The sequence below is a fragment of the Fontimonas sp. FW305-C-3 genome, assembly GCF_058783185.1.
Window position 1 is genome coordinate 574,548 of record NZ_JBYSYK010000004.1, and the last position, 16,805, is coordinate 591,352.

The window sequence follows — 16,805 nt, forward strand, 5'->3', positions numbered from 1 at the left end:
TGGGCCCGGTTCACTGGGCGCGAGTAGGGTCCCGCGTCCCTAGCGAAGCACCTTGCCGTCGGCATCCAGCACGGCGACGTCGGCCATTTTCAGATTGCGGATCGGCTGTTCGATCTTGGCGAGATCGCCGACGACGATCCAGGTCATTGCCTCCGGATGGATCAGACGCTTGAGCGCAGCGTTGATCTCGGCGGGCTTCAGTGCGTTGGCCTTCTGCACGTAGTCGTTCCAATAGCTGTCGGCCAGGCCGTTGATCAGCACCGTGCCGTAGGAACCCGCGATCTCGCTCGCCGTCTCGTTGTCGCCCGGCAGCGAGCGCACGAGGCTGTCGCGCGCAAAGTCGACTTCGTCGGCCTTCAGCGGAGACTTGCCGAGGACGCCATCGAGTTCCTTGCGCATCTCGCGCAGGGCTTCGACCGTCTTGTCGGTCTGCACCGGCGCGTACGTGACGAACGGCCGCTGTGCCTTGGCGCCACCGAGCGTGCTGAATGCGCCGTAGCTCCAGTGCTTGTCTTCGCGCAGGTTCATGTTGAGGCGCGACACGAAGTTGCCGCCGAGCGCGGTGTTGCCGAGCTTCATCGCCAGATCGTCCGGGTCGGACAGCGGCGGCGCCAGATGCGCACCGAGCAGCAATGTCTGTTCGGCGCCGGTCTTGTTGATCAGGAAGATGCGCGGACTGTCCGGCAGCTCCACGGTTGCGAGCTGCTTGGTCGGTACCGGTTCCGCGGGCGCGACCCAGCCGCCGAGGCGTGCTTCGATCAGCGGTTTGATCTCGGCCAGGGTCGTATCGCCGACGATCAGCAGCGTCGCGCTGTCGGGTCGCAGCCAGGTCTTGTAGTAGGCCTTGAGGTCGTCGATGCTGATGGACGCGACGCTCTCTTCGGTCCCGGTGCCGCTGCGCGGATTGGCGTAGGCATGGCCTTCGCCATAGATCATGCGCGGATACAGGCGCGACGCGATGCCGTACGGCTGCGCCTTTTCTTGCGCGATCGCGGCAAGCTGCAAAGCGCGCAGGCGTTCCAGCTCCGCCGGCGGGAAGGTCGGACGCAGCAGGATGTCCGTGTACAGGTCGAGGCTTTCAGCGAGCTTGGCCTTCAGCGCATTGAGGCCGACGATCGAGCTGTCGAGCGTGGAGCCGGCGCTGATCTGCGCCCCGAGCTCCTCGGCGCGAGCGGCGATTGCCAGCGCATCCATCTTGCCGGCGCCCTCGTCGAGCATGTTCATCGCCAACCTGGCGGTACCGGCCTTGACCGTGGCGTCGGCGGCGAAGCCGGCGTCGGCAATCAGGCTCATCTGCACGACCGGCGCGGCGTGGCTTTCGGCCAGCACCAGCTTCAGTCCGTTCGGCAGCGTGGCACGCTGCAACGGCGGCAAGGTGAGTGCCGGCGCTTCGCCTAGTTTCGGCAGCTTCGTGCGATCCGCGCCACCGCTGGATGGCGTGTACTCGGGGAAGGGCTCGACCGTCAGCGCGAAGACGCCATCGGACAGCCAGCGGCGCGCGACGTCGCGCACCTGCTTGGGCGTCGCGTCGCGGATCTCGTCGAGTTCCTCGGTGTAGCGATCCGGCGTGCCGCAGTACACCTGATACTGCGCCAGCGATGACGACTTGCCATCAAAGCCGTCGATGCGCTCAAGGCCGCGTACGGCCGACGCGAAAGTCTTGGTGCGCACCCGCTCGAGTTCGGCCGCCGTCGGGCCGTCCTTGAGGAAGCGTGCGACTTCTTCATCGATCGCCTTCTCGACCTTGGCGATGTCGCCGTCGGGTTTGGCCATCGCGTCGATCGTGAATTGCGAGGCGATCTCGAACGGCCCCATGCCGGCATCGACCGCGGTGGCGATCTGATCGCGATAGACCAGACGCTCGTAGAGGCGGCTGTTCTTGCCGCTGGCGAGCACGGCCGCGGCCATGCCGAGCAGGTTGGCGTCTGCGTCGCAGAAGCCGGGCACGTTCCAGACCTTGAACAGACGCGGCTGCGGTACGCGATCCTGCATCGTCGCGCGCTTCTCGCCGTTCATCTTGGCGACCCAGGCGCCGGCATGCTTTTGCACCGGACCGGCGGGAATGTCGCCGAAGTAATGTTCGACCTTGGCCTTGATCTCGTCGGCCTTGACGTCACCGGCAATGACCAGCACCGCATTGGCGGCGCCGTAGTGCTCCTGGAACCAGGCTTTGACGTCCTCAAGCGATGCCGCCTTGAGATCTTCTTCGGCGCCGATGGTCGTCCAGGAGTAAGGGTGGCCGACCGGATAGGTGGCCGACGCGATCAGCTCGTCGACCTTGCCATAGGGCTCGTTCTCGCCCTGGCGCTTTTCGTTGAGGACGACTTCGCGTTGCTCGTCGAGGCGTTTCTGGTCGATCGCGCCGAGCAGATGGCCCATGCGGTCCGATTCCAGCCATAGCGTCAGGTCCAGCGCGCTGGTCGGTACGTTCTGGAAGTAGTTGGTCCGGTCGTACCAGGTCGTGCCGTTCATCTTGGTGGCCCCGGCCGGTTCCAGCGGACGGAAGAACTCGTCGTTGTAGTTCTCCGAACCGTTGAACATCAGGTGCTCGAACAGGTGCGCGAAGCCGGTGCGGCCCGGGCGCTCATCCTTGCTGCCCACGTGGTACCAGATATTGACCGCCACCACCGGCGCCTTGTGGTCCTCGTGGATCAGCAGCGTCAATCCGTTGGACAGGACATGGCGCTCGTAGCTGATGCGCATGTCGGGGAACTCGGACTTGGCTGCGTTCGCGCTTTGCGCGGCAATGAAAGGCAGCGCAAACGCGAGTGTGGCGATGACGGCTAGGCGACCGTGCTTCATGATGTTGTCTCTCCAGCGGCCGTGGCGGCCTGGTGCGGACTTGAACAAAGAATCTTATTCGAGGGTTTCTGCGGCTATGACCAAGATGACGCGCAAGACCGGCAAAGGTTCCGTGCCATCGTCGGAGTCGGCCATCGATTCTGCAGGATGGCTGCGCCGCGTGCGCCGGGTGAAGTCACCCAACTGTGACGCGCGCCCGGATGCCAACGATATCAGCCTGTTGGTCATTCACGGAATCTCCCTGCCGCCGGGCCGTTTCGGCGGGCCCTGGATCGACGCGCTCTTCACGAACCGGCTGGATCCGGCGGCGCATCCGTACTTTGCCGGGATTGCCGACCTGCGCGTATCCGCGCACATCTGCATCAGCCGCCGCGGCGTGGCGACGCAGTACGTCGGCTTTGCCGAGCGCGCCTGGCACGCCGGTGTATCGAGCTTCGACGGCCGCAGCCGCTGCAACGATTTCTCGATCGGCATCGAGCTCGAAGGGACCGACGAGCAAGCGTACACCGCCGGCCAGTACGCGCGGCTGGTGCGCATTGCCGCTCAGCTGCTGGCGAAATACCCGCAGATCACCGAGCAGCGCGTCGTCGGCCACAGCGATATCGCGCCGGGGCGCAAGACCGATCCGGGTCCGTTCTTCGATTGGACCGCATTTCGGCAAGCGCTGAGCGCCGCTCGTCGATGAGCGCCGGTGGCGGCTTGGCGCCTTGAGCTAAAGTGGCGGCATGACGCTGATCGGAATCCTGTTGGCACTGGGCCTCGAGCGCCTGCTCGGGCAACTTCCCGGTTGGGGGCGCCCGGTGCTTTTCGTCGCAGCGATGCGTGCCTTGCGTGCGCTCTCGCCCGCCGCAATCTGGCGCTCGGCGGCCTTGCCGGTGTTGGTGATCGCGGTGCCGGTGTTCGCCATCTGGTGGGGGCTGGAGCAGGTCGAGAGTCCGATCATGGCGCTGACCCTGTCGGCCGCCGTGCTGTTGCTGTGTCTGGGCCCACGCGATCTCGCCGAAGAGGTTCACGATCTGCTGCGGGCACGCAGCGAAGGCGATCAGCCGCGCGTCGTGCAGATGGAACGCGCGCTGCAGCGCGGACCGAATCCAGGCGAGAGTCACCGCTCGTTGGCCGGTGCGCTGTTCATCCAGTCGCACGAAAAACTGTTCGGCACGCTGCTGTGGTACTTCGCCGTCGGCCCCGCCGGGGCGGTGGCCTACCGGATGGCGAGCCGGCTGCCGCGCTACCTGGGCGAAACGGCGGCAGATTCCGCCGCGCTGAAGGCGGCCGATCTGCTGCACGGCGTGCTGGCGTTTCTGCCTGCCCGAGCCACGGCGCTGGTATTCGGACTCGCCGGCAGCCTCGACGACGCGCTGCAGGCCTGGCGCCGCTTGCGGCATGACGCCGAGCTCGATTGGCAGATGCAGACCTGGGCGGTGCTCGCGGAAGTGCCGACGGCTTCGCTCGGCACCGAAGAGCCGGACGGCTCGCCAGTGGTGCCGGCTTCGCTGGAGGCCATGCTGTCCGAGGTTCTCAACATGCAATGGCGCGCGTTGCTGATCATGCTGGCGGGCTTCGCCCTGTTCGCGACCGGCACGCTGCTTTGATCTTGAGCTGGCGGCGGGTTCTCGTTGGTCTGCTGGCGATGTTCGCCATGCCGGCGCTTGCGCAATCGCCGCAGCGCATCGTCACGCTGGCACCGCATCTGGCGGAACTGGTCTGCGCGGTCGGTCGCTGCGAGGCGCTGGTCGGTGTTGCCGAGCACAGCGATGTAGATGGGTTGGCGTCGAAGCCGGTACAGATCGGCAATGCCTTCAATGTGAATCTCGAAGCGCTGCTCGCCCTGCGTCCGACTCTGGTGTTCGCATGGTCGGGTGGCACGCCGACGCAGCTGATCGAACGCCTGCGTGGGCTTGGGGTGAAGGTCGAGACGGTACAGGTTCGCAAGCTTGAAGATGTCGCCCAAGCATTGCGGCAGGTCGGCAGCGTCACGGCTGCAGGTGATGGCGGTGAGCGCGCCGCGCAGGCCTATCTCAAGGATCTGCATGCACTGCAGCAGACCTATCGCAGCCGCTCAAGGCTGCGGGTGTTCTATCAGATCGAGACTTCACCGGCGTTCAGCGTCAATCGCGACAGCCCGATCAGCGAAGTGCTGAATCTCTGCGGTGCCGACAACGTATTCGCCGGATTGCCGACACTGGCCGCAGCCGTCAGTACCGAAGCCGTGCTTGCAGTGCGGCCGCAGGCTGTCGTCTACAGCCGGCAGGACGGGATCGAAGCCATCGCCGCGTACTGGTCGAGGCTGCCGGGCCTTGTTCCGGCGGATGCGCGGTTCCGTCTGGCCGTAGACGGCAACACCTTGACGCGTCAGGCGCCCAGCGTGCTGCGCGGCATTGCCGAAGTCTGCGAAGGACTGGATCGCCTGAGGCCGCTGGTCAGCAGCGCTGCCAGGTGACCTCCGCGCCCTGTGCGCGGGCGCAGTGGCGTGCGAACACGAACAGCAGATCCGACAGGCGATTCAGGTAGCGCAGCGATGCGGCGTTGTGCGCGGCGTTGCTTGCCGCAGCGTCTGCAACGCGCCAGACACTGCGCTCGGCGCGACGACAGATCGCGCGTGCCAGATGCATCTGCGCCGCCAGCGCGCTGCCGCCGGGCAGGACGAATTCCTTCAGCGGCGGCAGGTCGGCGTTGAACTGTTCGATCAGCGCGTCAAGTACAGCAAGCTGGGCATCGTCGATGGCGACATGGCCGGGAATCGCCAGCTCGCCGCCCATGTCGAACAGCCGATGCTGGATCGCCTTCAGCGGTTCGGCAAAGCGCGGCAAGGGCTGCTGAGCGAGCACGACGCCGATCTGGCAGTTGAGCTCATCCAGATCGCCCATCGCCTCGAATCGAACGTCGGTCTTGCGCAGGCGCTCGCCGTTCGCGAGGCCCGTCGTGCCGTCGTCGCCGGTGCGGGTGGTGATCTTGCTCAGTCGGTGGCCCATGCTGAAATCTCTCGAATGTCTGTGCGCGCACTGTGCGATCGCGCCGGCTCTGCGTCCACTGCTCCGCAGAGCCGGCGCGCGCGACTTACGGCTGTTCGACCGTGACGAAGTCGATGTTGATCGGCGTCAGCGCCGTGTCGACCCGCTCCGAAAGAACGGTTTCGGTCCCGCCTGTGAAGCCGAGGATCGTCACGCCGGGCGCTTCGTCATCCTCGAGGCCGACGAACAGCTGGCCTTCCGGAGAGACGGCCAGCGTTCCGTACTTTCCTTCACTCAGATCATCGACCGCCACTGGCGCAGCGCCGCCAGCAGGGTTGAAGCGGTAGACGGTCTGCGAGCCGAAGAAGCCCGTGCTGCCGACAAAATAGCCGCGGTCGTCAGCGGCAATTGCCATGTCGGTGATCTGGCCGAACGGCGCAGCGCCGGCGCTGCCGTCATCGACGATGACCGAGGTCGCGAAAGTTTCTTCGTCGATGCGCGCAATGCCGCCGTCGTAGACCGGATTGAAGCTGTCGTCATACCCACCGGTTGCGACGACGAGAATGTCGCCGTTCGATGCCGCCTCGAGCCTCGTCGGGTTGCGCACCGGCAGTCTGACGCCCTTGACCAGGACGGCAGTGCCAGCGGTGATCTCGGTGTCCGTTGCCACATCAATCACCGCAACGAAGGCATCTTTCACGGCGCTGAAGTTCTCGAGCCGCTGCATCGCAACGTAAAGGCGGCCGTCGCGGATGATGCCGGCCGTCATTTCGGGAATACCATCGAAGCGATCGTAAGCCGACAGATCGATCTCGCCAGTCTTGAACGCCGCTTCGGATGTTGCGGACGGATTGACGATCCACAGCTTGCTGGAGCCGTAGCGCAGCAAGTAAGCCTTGGTCGGGCTCGCGATGATCAGGTCGGCGGGGTTGCTGCTTGCCGTATCCGCGGCGTCCTGCGTCGAGTACCGGTACGTCGGCGTGCCCGGAGCGCCCGCCTCGTAACGCGAGATGCGATCGGTACCGAAGCGCTCGAGCACGAAGTAATGATCGCCGCCGCTGCGCACGACGATGTCGGAGATCGTCGGGTTGAGATTGTTCTGCGCCGTGTACGGCTCGTCGGTGGCGACCAGAGAGATCGCGCCGGCCGTGTAGTCGGGCGTGCGGGCGGCAATGACCGCGACGTCCTCGAAGTTGGCGCTGGAGCCCTTGTTGTCGTCGCTACAGGCCGCCAGTGTCAGTGCCAGCAGGGACAGCACGATTCTCTTCATGATTCGCTCCTTGTTTTTTCTGGGGATGCGGCCGCGCGCGATTGCTCGGGCCAGGTGATGGAAAACCGAACGCGTTCGCCCGGGGTTGGAAAGCCGTTGAACTGCTCGAAGTTGTCGTCGCCGACATTGATCCACCGCAGCGACCAGCCGAGGCGGCGAATCGCGCCGCGAATCGAGAGGTCGTGGCGGCGCATCACGTCGGCCGGCAACAGGCTGGCGCTGTCGTAGAACTGGCCGGATTCGAAGCGGAAGTCGTAGGCCAGCGTCAGGCCCAGAACGCGGCGTTCAAGATGGGCATTGAGCTGATTCTCGAAGCGGCCCGGCAACGCGTTGCCGCGTGTTGCGCGGATATCGCTGCGGTCCGCGGTGTGCTGCCAGGTGCCGGACAGCGACCAAGCCCAATCGATGCTGCTGCCGCTGCTGGCCAGCTCGACGCCGAAGATTTCCGCCTTCTCGGTATTGATCGAGCGGCCGACGCCCTGCGCCGTGTACGTGGGGCTGATGGCATCGCGCAGATCCTGTGCGAACAGGATCAGCGATGCTTGCTTGAGCGGACCTGTATTTGCGCAGCGCAATCCGGCATCCGCATAGGTTGCGCGCTCGGGTTCGAGGGCGGGATTGCCGCGGAACAGGCCGCGGTCTCCGTAGCGCTCGAAGAACGTCGGCAGGCGCTTGCGTTGCCCGAGATTGCCTGAGGCGAGGCACGACCCAGCAGCGTGGGACAAGCCGAGTGCGGGTTCGATGCGCCATTCTCCGTTGGCGGCTTCGCCGAACTCGTCCTGAGACCATGCGGTGTGCAGGCTCGATTCCAGCAGCCAGCGTTCGCCCCAGGAGGCTTCAACGCCGTTGCCGATGGAGAGCCGGCGCGCCGCCGGGCCGCCCGTATCGCCGAGTGCATCGCGCGAGCTGAATTCCTGATGCTCGACGCGGAGCTGATCGAACAGGGGACCCATCTGCTTGCCGACGTCGAATTGCGTCGCGTTGGCGCGCTGCTCTATGTCCTGCGCGCTGCCGGGGCCGAGTTCGCTGGCGGGGTCGAGATAGCGTTCGTCGGTTCGCCGGTGGCTGAGCGAGAGCCGCCATTCTGCGTCCTCCGGTGTGGCGATCGTTGCCCCCAGAGAGCGCGTCTCCAGCGAGGTTTGCGAGCCGGGGCGGTTGAGGCGCGTCGGCAGTTCCTGCTCGTCGCGAACGCCATGCAATGAAAACACCAGGGGGCCGCGATAACGCAGCAGACCGTAGCTCTGCTCCGTCGCGGCGTTGCGGCGCGGTTCCCGATCGCTGCGGTCCGGATCGTTGGGATCGAAGGGCTTGAACGGATTGACGAAGCGGAAGTCGTTGTCGGCCTTCTGGTGACCGGCCAGCAGCTGCAGTCCTTCGCTGAGCTGCGCGCCCAGGCCGAGCTGCCGCTCGCTGAGCGTTCCAAACCCAAGCGTGGCAACCAGCGGTTCCGCGAGCGTGCGACGAGTGCGCAGGTTGATGCTGCCAGCAGCGCCGCTGGCGAGGCTGACCGGAACGCGACCTTGATAGATGTCGACCTGCTCAAGCAGCAATGGGCTGATTAGCGACAACGAAGTCGCTTCGCCGCCGCCGACATCCAGTGGTAGGCCATCGAGCAGCAAACGCACCTGCCGACCGCTGCTGCCGCGCAGGCTCGCTTCGCTGTAGCTGCCCAGACCGCCCGCGCTTCTCACCTGAACGCCGGGCAGGGCCGCTAGCAATTCGGCGAGGTCGGTTGCGGTCAGCGGATCGACCGGCACGCGCAAAACGACAGCGCTGCCTTCGATCGCGGCACGCGTGCCGCTGACGACGACAGGATCGAGCGGCGTCGCCGGATCCGCATCTTCCTGCGCGCACAGCGTCACGGGCGCCATGAGGGCGCCGAGCAGCAGGCAGGGCAACGCAAAAACCGCAGGCAGCCGGTGGCGCACGGAAGTATCCCGAAAATGGAACAGACAACCGTGGTCGGGTGATGGCTCGAGCCGCCCGCTGGTTCGCCCTCCGCGACCACGTCACGCAAAACAACGCAGGCCGGTCTCCGGACTCCTGGCTTGTGCCTTCCGCGCCTTCCCGTCGTGATGAAGCCGACAGTGGCTGTGTGCGGAAGCGAACCAGTTACCGTTGCGGGGGCAGCGCCGGTCTTTCACCGGCTTCCCGTTTCACCCCATGGCGGACCGCCATGGGACACCTGCGTGTACTGCGCTTAGTGTAGCGGCAATCGGGCTGGCATACCCGCAGCCGCCGGCCATCGTTCTGCGCCGCAGGTCGATTGCCTTATCATGCGACCCCTTCACAGCAAGGCGCGCCCGCGCCGTCACCGGAAACGTTGCAATGGCCAGTCCGCAGTTGAGTGCCGCGATCGAAGCGGCCCGCGCCGCCGCCGTCATCATCCGCAAGGCCTATCGCGGCAACTTCGAGGTGACGATCAAGTCCGACGCGACGCCGGTGACGGAAGTCGATGTCGCCGCGGAACGCGCGATCAAGCAGCTGCTCAGCGAGCGCTTTCCGGGCTACGGTTTTTACGGCGAGGAAACCGGCAACGATCACGCCGACAGCGAGGCGCTGTGGCTGGTCGATCCGATCGACGGCACCAAGGCATTCGTGCGCGGCTATCCGATCTTCTCGGTGCAGATCGCGCTGATGCTCAAGGGTGAGCTGGTGCTCGGCGTGTCATGCGCGCCGTGCTGGAACGAGGGGCAGGGCGAACTGGTCTGGGCCGAGCGCGGCTACGGCAGCTGGCGCGGCCTGCTAGAAACGCCGCTGGATGCCTTCGAGCGTCTGCGCGTTTCGAGCTTCGATCAGCTGAAGCAGACGACCCTGTCGACCGGCAATCTGGCAACGCTGGCGCGCGCACCGCAGTGGGCCGAACTGGGCCGCATCATTCCGCAGCTGCAGCGCATTCGCGGCTACGGCGATTTTCTGCACTACCACTATCTGGCGGGCGGCACGCTCGATGCCGTCGTCGAGTCCGACGTGAATATTCTCGACATTGCCGCGCTCGCGGTGATCGTGCGCGAAGCGGGCGGTCAATTCACCGATCTCAACGGTCGCGAGTTGACGCTGGATACGCGCACGGTGCTGGCGACCAACGGCCGCCTGCATCCGCTGTTTGCCGGGCTCGCGCTGCCGGCTTAGCGAAGACTGATCACGCGCCAGCCGCGCGCTTGCGCAAGCGCGAGCAGGCGCGGATCGGGATCGACCGCGACGGCGCTGTCGCCCATTTCCAGCAGCGGCACGTCGTTGTGCGAGTCGCTGTAGCAGGTCATGCCGCCACCGTCGTAGGCGTTGGCGCTGAGCCAGGTCTGCAGGCGATCGACCTTGCCGCGCTGGAAGTTCGGCGTGCCGGCGATGCGGCCGGTGTATTGCCCATCAACGATTTCAGGATCGGTCGCGATCAGGTGCTCGACGCCAAGCATCTGCGCGATCGGTTCGACGACGAAGCGGTTCGTCGCCGTCGTGATCAGCAGGACATCGCCGGCAGTGCGGTGCTGATCCAGCAGCTGGCGGCTGCCCGGGGCGACGATGTCCGAAATACACTCGCTGACGAAGCGCTCACGCAGCGCCAGCATCGGCCCTAAACCCTTTTCGACTATCGGCTGCAGCATGAAGGCCGCGTAGTCGTGAATATTGAGCGTGCCTTCCTGGTATTCCCGGTAGAAGCGGTCGTTCTCGCGCGCGTAGTACTGCGGATCAACGGCGCCGTTGCGGACCAGCCACTGGCCCCAGAGGTGGTCGCTATCGCCAGCCAGCAGGGTGTTGTCGAGATCAAAAACGGCTAGGCGCATGAGCGTTTGGCGGCATTTTGTGAAGCGGTGGATCCTTTCGGGCCGCGAAGAATATCAGCTGATTCCCGACGTTCCCGCTGGCGCGCCGATGCAGGGTATGGATAGAATCTAATCAATACCTTGCTTCGGTTGTCTGAAGTGATTGATCTGGATGGATTTCGACCCAATGTCGGGATCGTCGTCAGCGGCACTGACGGGCGCCTGCTGTGGGCAAAGCGCATTGAACAGGACGCCTGGCAATTCCCGCAGGGCGGCATCAAGCGTGGCGAATCGCCGCGCGACGCGTTGTTTCGGGAACTGCACGAAGAGCTTGGTCTGCTCCCTGAGCAAGTCCAGGTGATCGGCGTCACCGCCGGTTGGCTGCGCTACCGGTTGCCGAGCCGCTACATGCGCCGCACGCGCGGGCGCATGTGTATCGGTCAGAAGCAGAAGTGGTTTGCCTTGCGCCTGGTCGCGCCGGACGCCGCGGTGCATTTCGACGAGTCGCCGACGCCGGAATTCGACGGCTGGCGCTGGGTCGATTACTGGCAGCCGCTCGATGAAGTCGTCGAGTTCAAGCGCGACGTCTACCGGCGGGCGCTCAACGAACTGGCCCCGCTGCTCGGCATTGAACCGCGCGAGCCGATCCGCCGTAACGCCGTCGCCGCCTGATTACCGCACTAAGCGATATCAAAGGCTTAGAGGCGCCGACGGCTCGCCAATAGCATTACTATTGACAATTATTCTCATTGCCATTGTAATCGCCGCATGTATCTATGCGTTTGCAAAGCGGTCTCCGAACGGATGGCGCGGCGCGCGATCCAGCAGGATGGCGTGGTCTCTCTGCGCGATCTGACGCGGACGACCGGCCTCGGTACCTGTTGCGGTAAATGCGTGCCTGCGGCACGTGAATTCCTGCAGACGGAACTGTCGGCTCAGCCGGCCGCGTCGGTCTGCAATCCGGCCATGCCGGGTTTCGCCCAGCCGGCGATGGGCTGAGGTTTCCCAGCGGATACAACTGCTGGCTGCGCATTGAACCGATGCGCAACGCGAACTGAGAACCCGACGCATTTGTACTCTTGTCGTGTTTTCGTCATGACTTTTTTGCGATCCCTATACTCGGCCCCGTAAACACAACGGAGCGGGTCATGCGCGGTGATGCCAAGGTCATTGAGTTCCTCAATCTGGCCATCAAAAACGAACTGACGGCGATCAACCAGTACTTTCTGCATGCACGCATGCTCAACAACTGGGGCATGAAGCGCCTCGGCAAGCACGAGTACGAAGAGTCGATCGACGAGATGAAGCATGCCGATGCGCTGATTTCGCGTGTGCTGTTTCTCGAGGGCCTGCCCAACCTGCAGGATCTCGGCAAGCTCTACATCGGCGAAGACGTCAAAGAGCTGCTCGAGTGCGACCTCAAGCTGGAGAAGGAAGCGCATCCGATGTATCAGGCCGCAATCGCCCACTGCGAAACCGTGCGCGACTACGTGACTCGCGATTTGCTGTTGAAGATCCAGAAGAGCGAAGAAGAGCACATCGACTGGATCGAGGAGCAGCTCGGCCTGATCGAACGGATGGGCCTGCAGAACTACATCCAATCGGCCACCGGCGAGCTCGCCGGCGCCTGATTGAACTGATTCGCGGCACCGGGTCTGATGAGCCCGCCGACGCCCCGCATCGCGGGGCGTTTTTGTTGGTGCGCTAGAACGGTTTGACGACGACGAGGATGACGATGGCGACCATTCCCAGCGCCGGCACCTCGTTGGCGATGCGGAAATAACGCGCGCTCTTGTCGTTGCGCTGCTCGGCGAAGGCGCGCAGCCGGCCCTTCATCCAGCCGTGGTAACCGGACAATGCCAGCACCAGCGTCAGCTTGGCGTGCAGCCAGCCCATCTGCATGAAGCCCGGCGTGAGCATGATCAGCCAGATGCCGAAGACCCAGGTGCCGAGCATGGCGATCGTCGTCAGGCCGTACAGGCGGCGTTCCATCAGGCAGAAGCGCTGCTGGCCCGCATCGTCGCGGACGTCGACGTGATAGACGAACAGACGCGGCAGGTACAGCGTGCCGGCCATCCAGCTGATGACGAAAATGATGTGCAGGGCCTTGATCCAGAGCATGTTCGGTTGGCGTGTTCGGGCTGACGGAGTAACAGTGTAGAGCAGCGCTCTCGTTTAGAATTGCGCCCCGGCCCGCGCAAGCGGGCTACCGAAGAACCCGAGACATGATCAAGGTAGGCATCGTAGGCGGCACCGGTTACACGGGTGCCGAGCTGTTGCGCTTGCTGGCGCAGCACCCGCACGTCCAGGTGACGGCACTGACCTCGCGCAAAGAGGCCGGCCTGCGCGCAGATGCCCTGTTTCCCCATCTGCGCGGGCACTGCGAGCTGCAGTTCGAGGCGCCGGACGTCGAACGCCTGAAGCAGTGCGACGCGGTGTTTTTCGCGACTCCGCACGGCACCGCGATGCAGATGGCGCCGGAGCTGGTGGCGGCCGGCGTGCGGGTGATCGATCTGTCGGCCGACTTCCGTCTCAAGGACGTCGCGACCTTCAAACGCTGGTATGCGCTGGACCACAGCTGCCCGGATCTGCTGGCCGAAGCGGTCTACGGCCTGCCGGAGATTCATCGCGAGCAGATCCGGAAGGCGCGCGTTGTCGCCAATCCCGGCTGCTATCCGACGTCGGTACAGCTTGGGTACCTGCCGTTGCTGGAGGCCGGGCTGATCGACCCCGACACGCTGATTGCCGACTGCAAGTCGGGCGTCAGCGGCGCCGGCCGCGAGGCCAAGATCGGTTCGTTGCTATGCGAGGCGGGTGATTCCTTCAAAGCTTACGGCGTGCCCGGTCATCGGCACTGGCCGGAGATCGCGCAGGGTCTGCAGCTGATGACCGCGGCGCCGGTGGGCGTCACGTTCGTGCCGCACCTGCTGCCGCTGATCCGCGGCATCCATTCGACGCTGTACGCGCGCCTGCGCGACCCGAAGATCGATGCGCAGACCCTGCAAACCCTGTTCGAGCAGCGCTACGCGAAGGAGCGCTTCGTTGACGTGGCGCCGGCCGGAGATCATCCGGAGACCCGCGGCGTGCGCGCCTCCAACCTGTGCCGGATTGCCGTACACAAGTCGCCGGACAGCCGCCAGGTCATCGTGCTCAGCGTCATCGATAACCTGGTCAAGGGCGCATCCGGCCAGGCGGTGCAGAACCTGAATCTGATGTTCGGTTTCGACGAGGCGACGGCGCTGAACGCCGTGCCTGTCGCGCCCTGAGCGGAATCGCCCCGTGCAGCACAAGATCGTCATCACCCGCAGCCGGCCGGCCTGGTACAAGCTGGCGCTGATCGGAGGGGCGGGCTGCGCACTGGCGATCGGTGCCTGGGGGCTGTACAGCTTCACCCGGGCGGCCACGGTCAGTGATTTCGAGCGCGCCCAGCTGGAGGTCGAGCAGCTCCGGGAGGAGCGGCGCGGGCTGGCGCGGGACCTGCGGGCGGCCCGCGAGGAGGTCAAGCGCATGCAGGAGCAGACGGTCTACGAACAGCGCTCCCAGGACATCGACAGCCAGGCCTGCGAAGCGGTCCGCAGCTCGCTGGGCCAGCTGCAGGCGGAAGCCTCGGATTTGAGGGAACAGCTGGCGTTTTACCGTGGTATCGTGGCTCCCGAACAGTCGCGGGCCGGCGTGCGGGTTTACGAGTTCAAACTCGCCCCGGGTGCCGATGCCGCGAGCTTTCACTTCGAGCTGGTGCTGATTCAATCCGTCCGCCACGAAAAACGGGTTGAAGGGCACGCGGAGCTGGAACTGGTCGGGGAAACCAGTGGTGTCGAAAAGAGGCTGCCGTGGAAAGCCGTGGCAGTCGGCGAGGCCGCCAGCGATTACCAGTTCGCGCTGAAGTATTTCGAGGAATTTTCCGGCGATATCAAACTGCCGGCGGGGTTTACCCCGACACGTATCGTCGTCACGCTGGTGCCTGGGGGTGCCGCAGCGGCCAAGGTCGAAGAGTCCTTCGACTGGAGCCGGGTTCTGACTCAACAAGGAGGCTGAGCATGTTTGGAGGCAATAGCGGTAAAGCGGGCGGCGCACCGGCGAACGTCGGTGTCGACACGCTGATCGGGCGCCAGACGGAAATCCTCGGCGACATTCGTTTCACCGGCGGCCTGCACGTCGACGGCAAGATCAAGGGCAAGGTCATTGCTTCGGCCGACAAGGCTTCGGCGCTGTCGGTCAGCGAGAACGGCATGGTTGAAGGCGACGTTCGCGTCCCCAATGTAGTGCTGAACGGCACGGTGATCGGCGACGTTCACGCCTCGCAGAAGATTGCGATTGCGGCGAAGGCGCGGGTCACTGGCAATGTCTACTACCGCATCATCGAGATGGAAAGCGGTGCCCAGGTCAACGGCCAGCTGGTCCACGACGTCGGCACCAGCGCAGCCGAGGCAATCGGCAATTCCACCTCGACCGGCAGCAGTCAGGCCGATGAACTCAGCGAAGCACGCCGGGTCAAAGGGGTTGCAGGGGTTTGACGGAAGTGAGCGCAACAATGGCTGAAGAAGTGATGGAACAGTCGGTGATCTTCACCGCGGCGGCCGCGGACAAGGTCTACGAGCTGCTGCAGGACGAAGAAGACCCGGCGCAGATGCTGCGCGTGTTCGTCACCGGCGGCGGCTGCTCCGGCTTCCAGTACGGGTTCAAGTTCGAAAAGCTGGCCGAAGAAGACGACACCCAGGTATCGCGCAGCGGCGTGACGTTGCTGGTCGATCCGATGAGCCTGCAGTACCTGCAGGGCGCCGAGATCGACTACAAGGAAAGCATCGAAGGCGCGCAGTTCGTGATTCGCAATCCGAACGCGACGACCAGCTGCGGCTGCGGCAACTCGTTCTCGGTCTAGAGCGGTACGCCAGCCCGCTCAGGGCTGGTAGATGCCCCCCAGCCGCGCCGCGCGGCTGGCGCCGGTCACGCCGGCGATGCTGCCATTCAGCCCATCCAGGCGCTGCCAGGCCAGCCAGGCAAAAGCGGCCGCCTCGACGGTCGCGCTGTCGATGCCGTGCGCATCGGTGGTCTCTACCTTCACTTCCGGTAGCAGGGCCTGCAGGCGCGACATCAGTTCCCGATTGCGGGCTCCGCCGCCGCACACCACTAAGCGGCGATGCGTCGGTGCCTGTTGGGATAGCTGGGTCGCAATCGAGCGCGCTGTGAGCTCGCAGAGGCTGCTTTGGACATCCGCGGAAGCCAGCGCATCTAGATTCGGAAAGCGACGGCGCAGCCAGTTCAGATTGAACAGATCGCGGCCGGTGCTCTTGGGGGGAGCCTGATCGAAAAATGGCTCGTCCAGGCAGGCCTGAAGCAATTCCGGAACGACCTGGCCGGCAGCGGCCCATCGCCCGTCCTCGTCATAGCTCTCCCCGTGGTGACTGCCGATCCACTCGTCCATCAGGCCGTTTCCCGGGCCGGTATCGAATCCGAGCACCGAATCTGCGCCATCGAGGAGCGTCAGATTCGCGATTCCACCGATGTTGAGCACGCTGCAGGGCGCGAGATGCGCGAAGCAGGCGGCGTGATAGGCAGGCACCAGCGGGGCGCCTTGCCCGCCCAGGGCGATATCCGCACGTCTGAAGTCGGCGACGACGGGTACGCCGCAGCGCGCTGCGATCCAGCTCGGATCGCCCAGTTGCAGGCTGTTGACGACGCGCTGCGGGTCGTGGAAAACCGTTTGACCGTGCGAGCCGATGACTTGGATCGCGCCGGATTCGAGCTTGGCTTCGGCAATCACGCCGAGCGCTGCGAGCGCGAAGCTCTCTGCGACGCCGTGGTCGAGTTCAGCGTACTCGTGCAGGCTCAGCGGGGCTTTGGGATTGCGCTGCAGCTCCAGAAGGCGCTGACGAAGGGCATCCGGGTAGTGCTGCTGGAACACCGCAAGAACGGCAGTCACGCGGCCATGCTCGATCCGGCATAGCGCCGCATCGATCGCGTCCATGCTGGTACCGGACATCAGCCCGATGCTCAGCCCGGACATGGCGGATCAACCGTGAT

Annotated in this window: 18 protein-coding genes and 1 riboswitch; of the genes, 11 read left to right on the plus strand and 7 right to left on the minus strand. The window is 64.8% G+C overall.

Annotation, left to right across the window (positions count from 1 at the left end):
* Nucleotides 1-39: 39 nt before the first annotated feature.
* On the minus strand, nt 40-2,802 hold the full coding sequence (locus AC3WUF_RS17970) for a M16 family metallopeptidase (RefSeq protein WP_492428142.1): 2,763 nt from the start codon (nt 2,800-2,802) through the stop codon (nt 40-42).
* A gap of 85 nt (nt 2,803-2,887) precedes the next feature.
* Between AC3WUF_RS17970 and ampD the strand changes: the two genes are divergently transcribed.
* Genes ampD through AC3WUF_RS17985 form a run of 3 tightly spaced genes read left to right on the plus strand, consistent with a single transcriptional unit; the run spans nt 2,888 to nt 5,242 of the window.
* Nucleotides 2,888-3,487 carry a 1,6-anhydro-N-acetylmuramyl-L-alanine amidase AmpD gene (ampD, locus tag AC3WUF_RS17975; protein ID WP_492428438.1) on the plus strand — a complete coding sequence of 200 codons (600 nt, stop codon included), beginning with the start codon at nt 2,888-2,890 and terminating at the stop codon, nt 3,485-3,487.
* Nucleotides 3,488-3,527: 40 nt separating this feature from the next.
* A complete protein-coding gene (gene ampE / locus AC3WUF_RS17980; protein ID WP_492428144.1) occupies nt 3,528-4,394 on the plus strand; it encodes a regulatory signaling modulator protein AmpE in 867 nt (288 codons plus the stop codon).
* Nucleotides 4,395-4,396: 2 nt separating this feature from the next.
* The gene (locus AC3WUF_RS17985) at nt 4,397-5,242 is read left to right on the plus strand and encodes a helical backbone metal receptor (protein WP_492428146.1); all 846 of its coding nucleotides are present in this window, start codon (nt 4,397-4,399) and stop codon (nt 5,240-5,242) included.
* Here the strand turns inward: AC3WUF_RS17985 and AC3WUF_RS17990 are convergent.
* From AC3WUF_RS17990 to AC3WUF_RS18000, 3 genes are all read right to left on the minus strand, one after another.
* Nucleotides 5,223-5,774, minus strand: coding sequence for a cob(I)yrinic acid a,c-diamide adenosyltransferase (locus tag AC3WUF_RS17990; RefSeq protein WP_492428148.1), 552 nt, complete (start codon nt 5,772-5,774; stop codon nt 5,223-5,225). The two genes, AC3WUF_RS17985 and AC3WUF_RS17990, sit on opposite strands and share 20 nt — an antisense overlap.
* Nucleotides 5,775-5,859: 85 nt before the next feature.
* Complete coding sequence (locus AC3WUF_RS17995) at nt 5,860-7,023, minus strand: SMP-30/gluconolactonase/LRE family protein (protein WP_492428150.1); 1,164 nt, start codon at nt 7,021-7,023, stop codon at nt 5,860-5,862.
* Complete coding sequence (locus AC3WUF_RS18000) at nt 7,020-8,951, minus strand: TonB-dependent receptor plug domain-containing protein (RefSeq protein ID WP_492428152.1); 1,932 nt, start codon at nt 8,949-8,951, stop codon at nt 7,020-7,022. Before AC3WUF_RS18000 ends, AC3WUF_RS17995 begins: the two co-directional genes overlap by 4 nt.
* Nucleotides 8,952-9,032: 81 nt before the next feature.
* A riboswitch (cobalamin riboswitch) is annotated at nt 9,033-9,227 on the minus strand.
* A 124-nt stretch (nt 9,228-9,351) separates the two neighbouring features.
* Between AC3WUF_RS18000 and AC3WUF_RS18005 the strand changes: the two genes are divergently transcribed.
* Nucleotides 9,352-10,155 (plus strand): inositol monophosphatase family protein, encoded by an 804-nt coding sequence (locus tag AC3WUF_RS18005; protein WP_492428154.1) that lies wholly within the window; start codon nt 9,352-9,354, stop codon nt 10,153-10,155.
* On the opposite strand, the gene AC3WUF_RS18010 is transcribed toward AC3WUF_RS18005, so the two are convergent.
* A complete protein-coding gene (locus tag AC3WUF_RS18010) occupies nt 10,152-10,805 on the minus strand; it encodes a histidinol-phosphatase (protein WP_492428156.1) in 654 nt (217 codons plus the stop codon). The genes AC3WUF_RS18005 and AC3WUF_RS18010 overlap by 4 nt on opposite strands.
* A gap of 138 nt (nt 10,806-10,943) precedes the next feature.
* Between AC3WUF_RS18010 and AC3WUF_RS18015 the strand changes: the two genes are divergently transcribed.
* The 3 genes from AC3WUF_RS18015 to bfr all read left to right on the plus strand — a co-directional run bounded on the left by AC3WUF_RS18015 (nt 10,944) and on the right by bfr (nt 12,415).
* Nucleotides 10,944-11,456, plus strand: a complete 513-nt coding sequence (locus tag AC3WUF_RS18015; RefSeq protein ID WP_492428158.1) for an RNA pyrophosphohydrolase — start codon at nt 10,944-10,946, stop codon at nt 11,454-11,456.
* 96 nt (nt 11,457-11,552) lie between these two features.
* A complete protein-coding gene (locus AC3WUF_RS18020) occupies nt 11,553-11,783 on the plus strand; it encodes a (2Fe-2S)-binding protein (protein ID WP_492428160.1) in 231 nt (76 codons plus the stop codon).
* 149 nt (nt 11,784-11,932) lie between these two features.
* Entirely contained in the window at nt 11,933-12,415 is a 483-nt protein-coding gene (bfr, locus tag AC3WUF_RS18025) for a bacterioferritin (protein ID WP_492428162.1), read from the plus strand.
* A gap of 73 nt (nt 12,416-12,488) precedes the next feature.
* Here bfr and hemJ read toward each other — a convergent pair whose 3' ends face one another.
* Nucleotides 12,489-12,905, minus strand: coding sequence for a protoporphyrinogen oxidase HemJ (hemJ, locus tag AC3WUF_RS18030; RefSeq protein ID WP_492428164.1), 417 nt, complete (start codon nt 12,903-12,905; stop codon nt 12,489-12,491).
* 104 nt (nt 12,906-13,009) lie between these two features.
* Between hemJ and argC the strand changes: the two genes are divergently transcribed.
* Genes argC through erpA form a run of 4 tightly spaced genes read left to right on the plus strand, consistent with a single transcriptional unit; the run spans nt 13,010 to nt 15,663 of the window.
* The gene (gene argC, locus AC3WUF_RS18035) at nt 13,010-14,050 is read left to right on the plus strand and encodes an N-acetyl-gamma-glutamyl-phosphate reductase (RefSeq protein ID WP_492428166.1); all 1,041 of its coding nucleotides are present in this window, start codon (nt 13,010-13,012) and stop codon (nt 14,048-14,050) included.
* A 13-nt stretch (nt 14,051-14,063) separates the two neighbouring features.
* A complete protein-coding gene (locus AC3WUF_RS18040) occupies nt 14,064-14,819 on the plus strand; it encodes a DUF6776 family protein (protein WP_492428168.1) in 756 nt (251 codons plus the stop codon).
* A gap of 2 nt (nt 14,820-14,821) precedes the next feature.
* Nucleotides 14,822-15,298: a bactofilin family protein gene (locus AC3WUF_RS18045; protein ID WP_492428170.1), complete on the plus strand. Its 477-nt coding sequence runs from the start codon at nt 14,822-14,824 to the stop codon at nt 15,296-15,298.
* Nucleotides 15,299-15,315: 17 nt separating this feature from the next.
* Nucleotides 15,316-15,663, plus strand: coding sequence for an iron-sulfur cluster insertion protein ErpA (gene erpA / locus AC3WUF_RS18050; protein ID WP_492428440.1), 348 nt, complete (start codon nt 15,316-15,318; stop codon nt 15,661-15,663).
* Between the two features lie 18 nt (nt 15,664-15,681).
* Here erpA and AC3WUF_RS18055 read toward each other — a convergent pair whose 3' ends face one another.
* Nucleotides 15,682-16,788: an anhydro-N-acetylmuramic acid kinase gene (locus tag AC3WUF_RS18055; RefSeq protein WP_492428172.1), complete on the minus strand. Its 1,107-nt coding sequence runs from the start codon at nt 16,786-16,788 to the stop codon at nt 15,682-15,684.
* Nucleotides 16,789-16,805 lie beyond the last annotated feature (17 nt).

Coding starts and splice junctions, on each gene's coding strand:
- AC3WUF_RS17970 (WP_492428142.1), bottom strand. CDS start 2,802: ATGAAGCACGGTCGCCTAGCCGTCATCGCCACACTCGCGTTTGCGCTG.
- ampD (WP_492428438.1), top strand. CDS start 2,888: ATGACGCGCAAGACCGGCAAAGGTTCCGTGCCATCGTCGGAGTCGGCC.
- ampE (WP_492428144.1), top strand. CDS start 3,528: ATGACGCTGATCGGAATCCTGTTGGCACTGGGCCTCGAGCGCCTGCTC.
- AC3WUF_RS17990 (WP_492428148.1), bottom strand. CDS start 5,774: ATGGGCCACCGACTGAGCAAGATCACCACCCGCACCGGCGACGACGGC.
- AC3WUF_RS17995 (WP_492428150.1), bottom strand. CDS start 7,023: ATGAAGAGAATCGTGCTGTCCCTGCTGGCACTGACACTGGCGGCCTGT.
- AC3WUF_RS18005 (WP_492428154.1), top strand. CDS start 9,352: ATGGCCAGTCCGCAGTTGAGTGCCGCGATCGAAGCGGCCCGCGCCGCC.
- AC3WUF_RS18010 (WP_492428156.1), bottom strand. CDS start 10,805: ATGCGCCTAGCCGTTTTTGATCTCGACAACACCCTGCTGGCTGGCGAT.
- AC3WUF_RS18020 (WP_492428160.1), top strand. CDS start 11,553: ATGTATCTATGCGTTTGCAAAGCGGTCTCCGAACGGATGGCGCGGCGC.
- bfr (WP_492428162.1), top strand. CDS start 11,933: ATGCGCGGTGATGCCAAGGTCATTGAGTTCCTCAATCTGGCCATCAAA.
- hemJ (WP_492428164.1), bottom strand. CDS start 12,905: ATGCTCTGGATCAAGGCCCTGCACATCATTTTCGTCATCAGCTGGATG.
- argC (WP_492428166.1), top strand. CDS start 13,010: ATGATCAAGGTAGGCATCGTAGGCGGCACCGGTTACACGGGTGCCGAG.
- AC3WUF_RS18045 (WP_492428170.1), top strand. CDS start 14,822: ATGTTTGGAGGCAATAGCGGTAAAGCGGGCGGCGCACCGGCGAACGTC.
- erpA (WP_492428440.1), top strand. CDS start 15,316: ATGGCTGAAGAAGTGATGGAACAGTCGGTGATCTTCACCGCGGCGGCC.
- AC3WUF_RS18055 (WP_492428172.1), bottom strand. CDS start 16,788: ATGTCCGGGCTGAGCATCGGGCTGATGTCCGGTACCAGCATGGACGCG.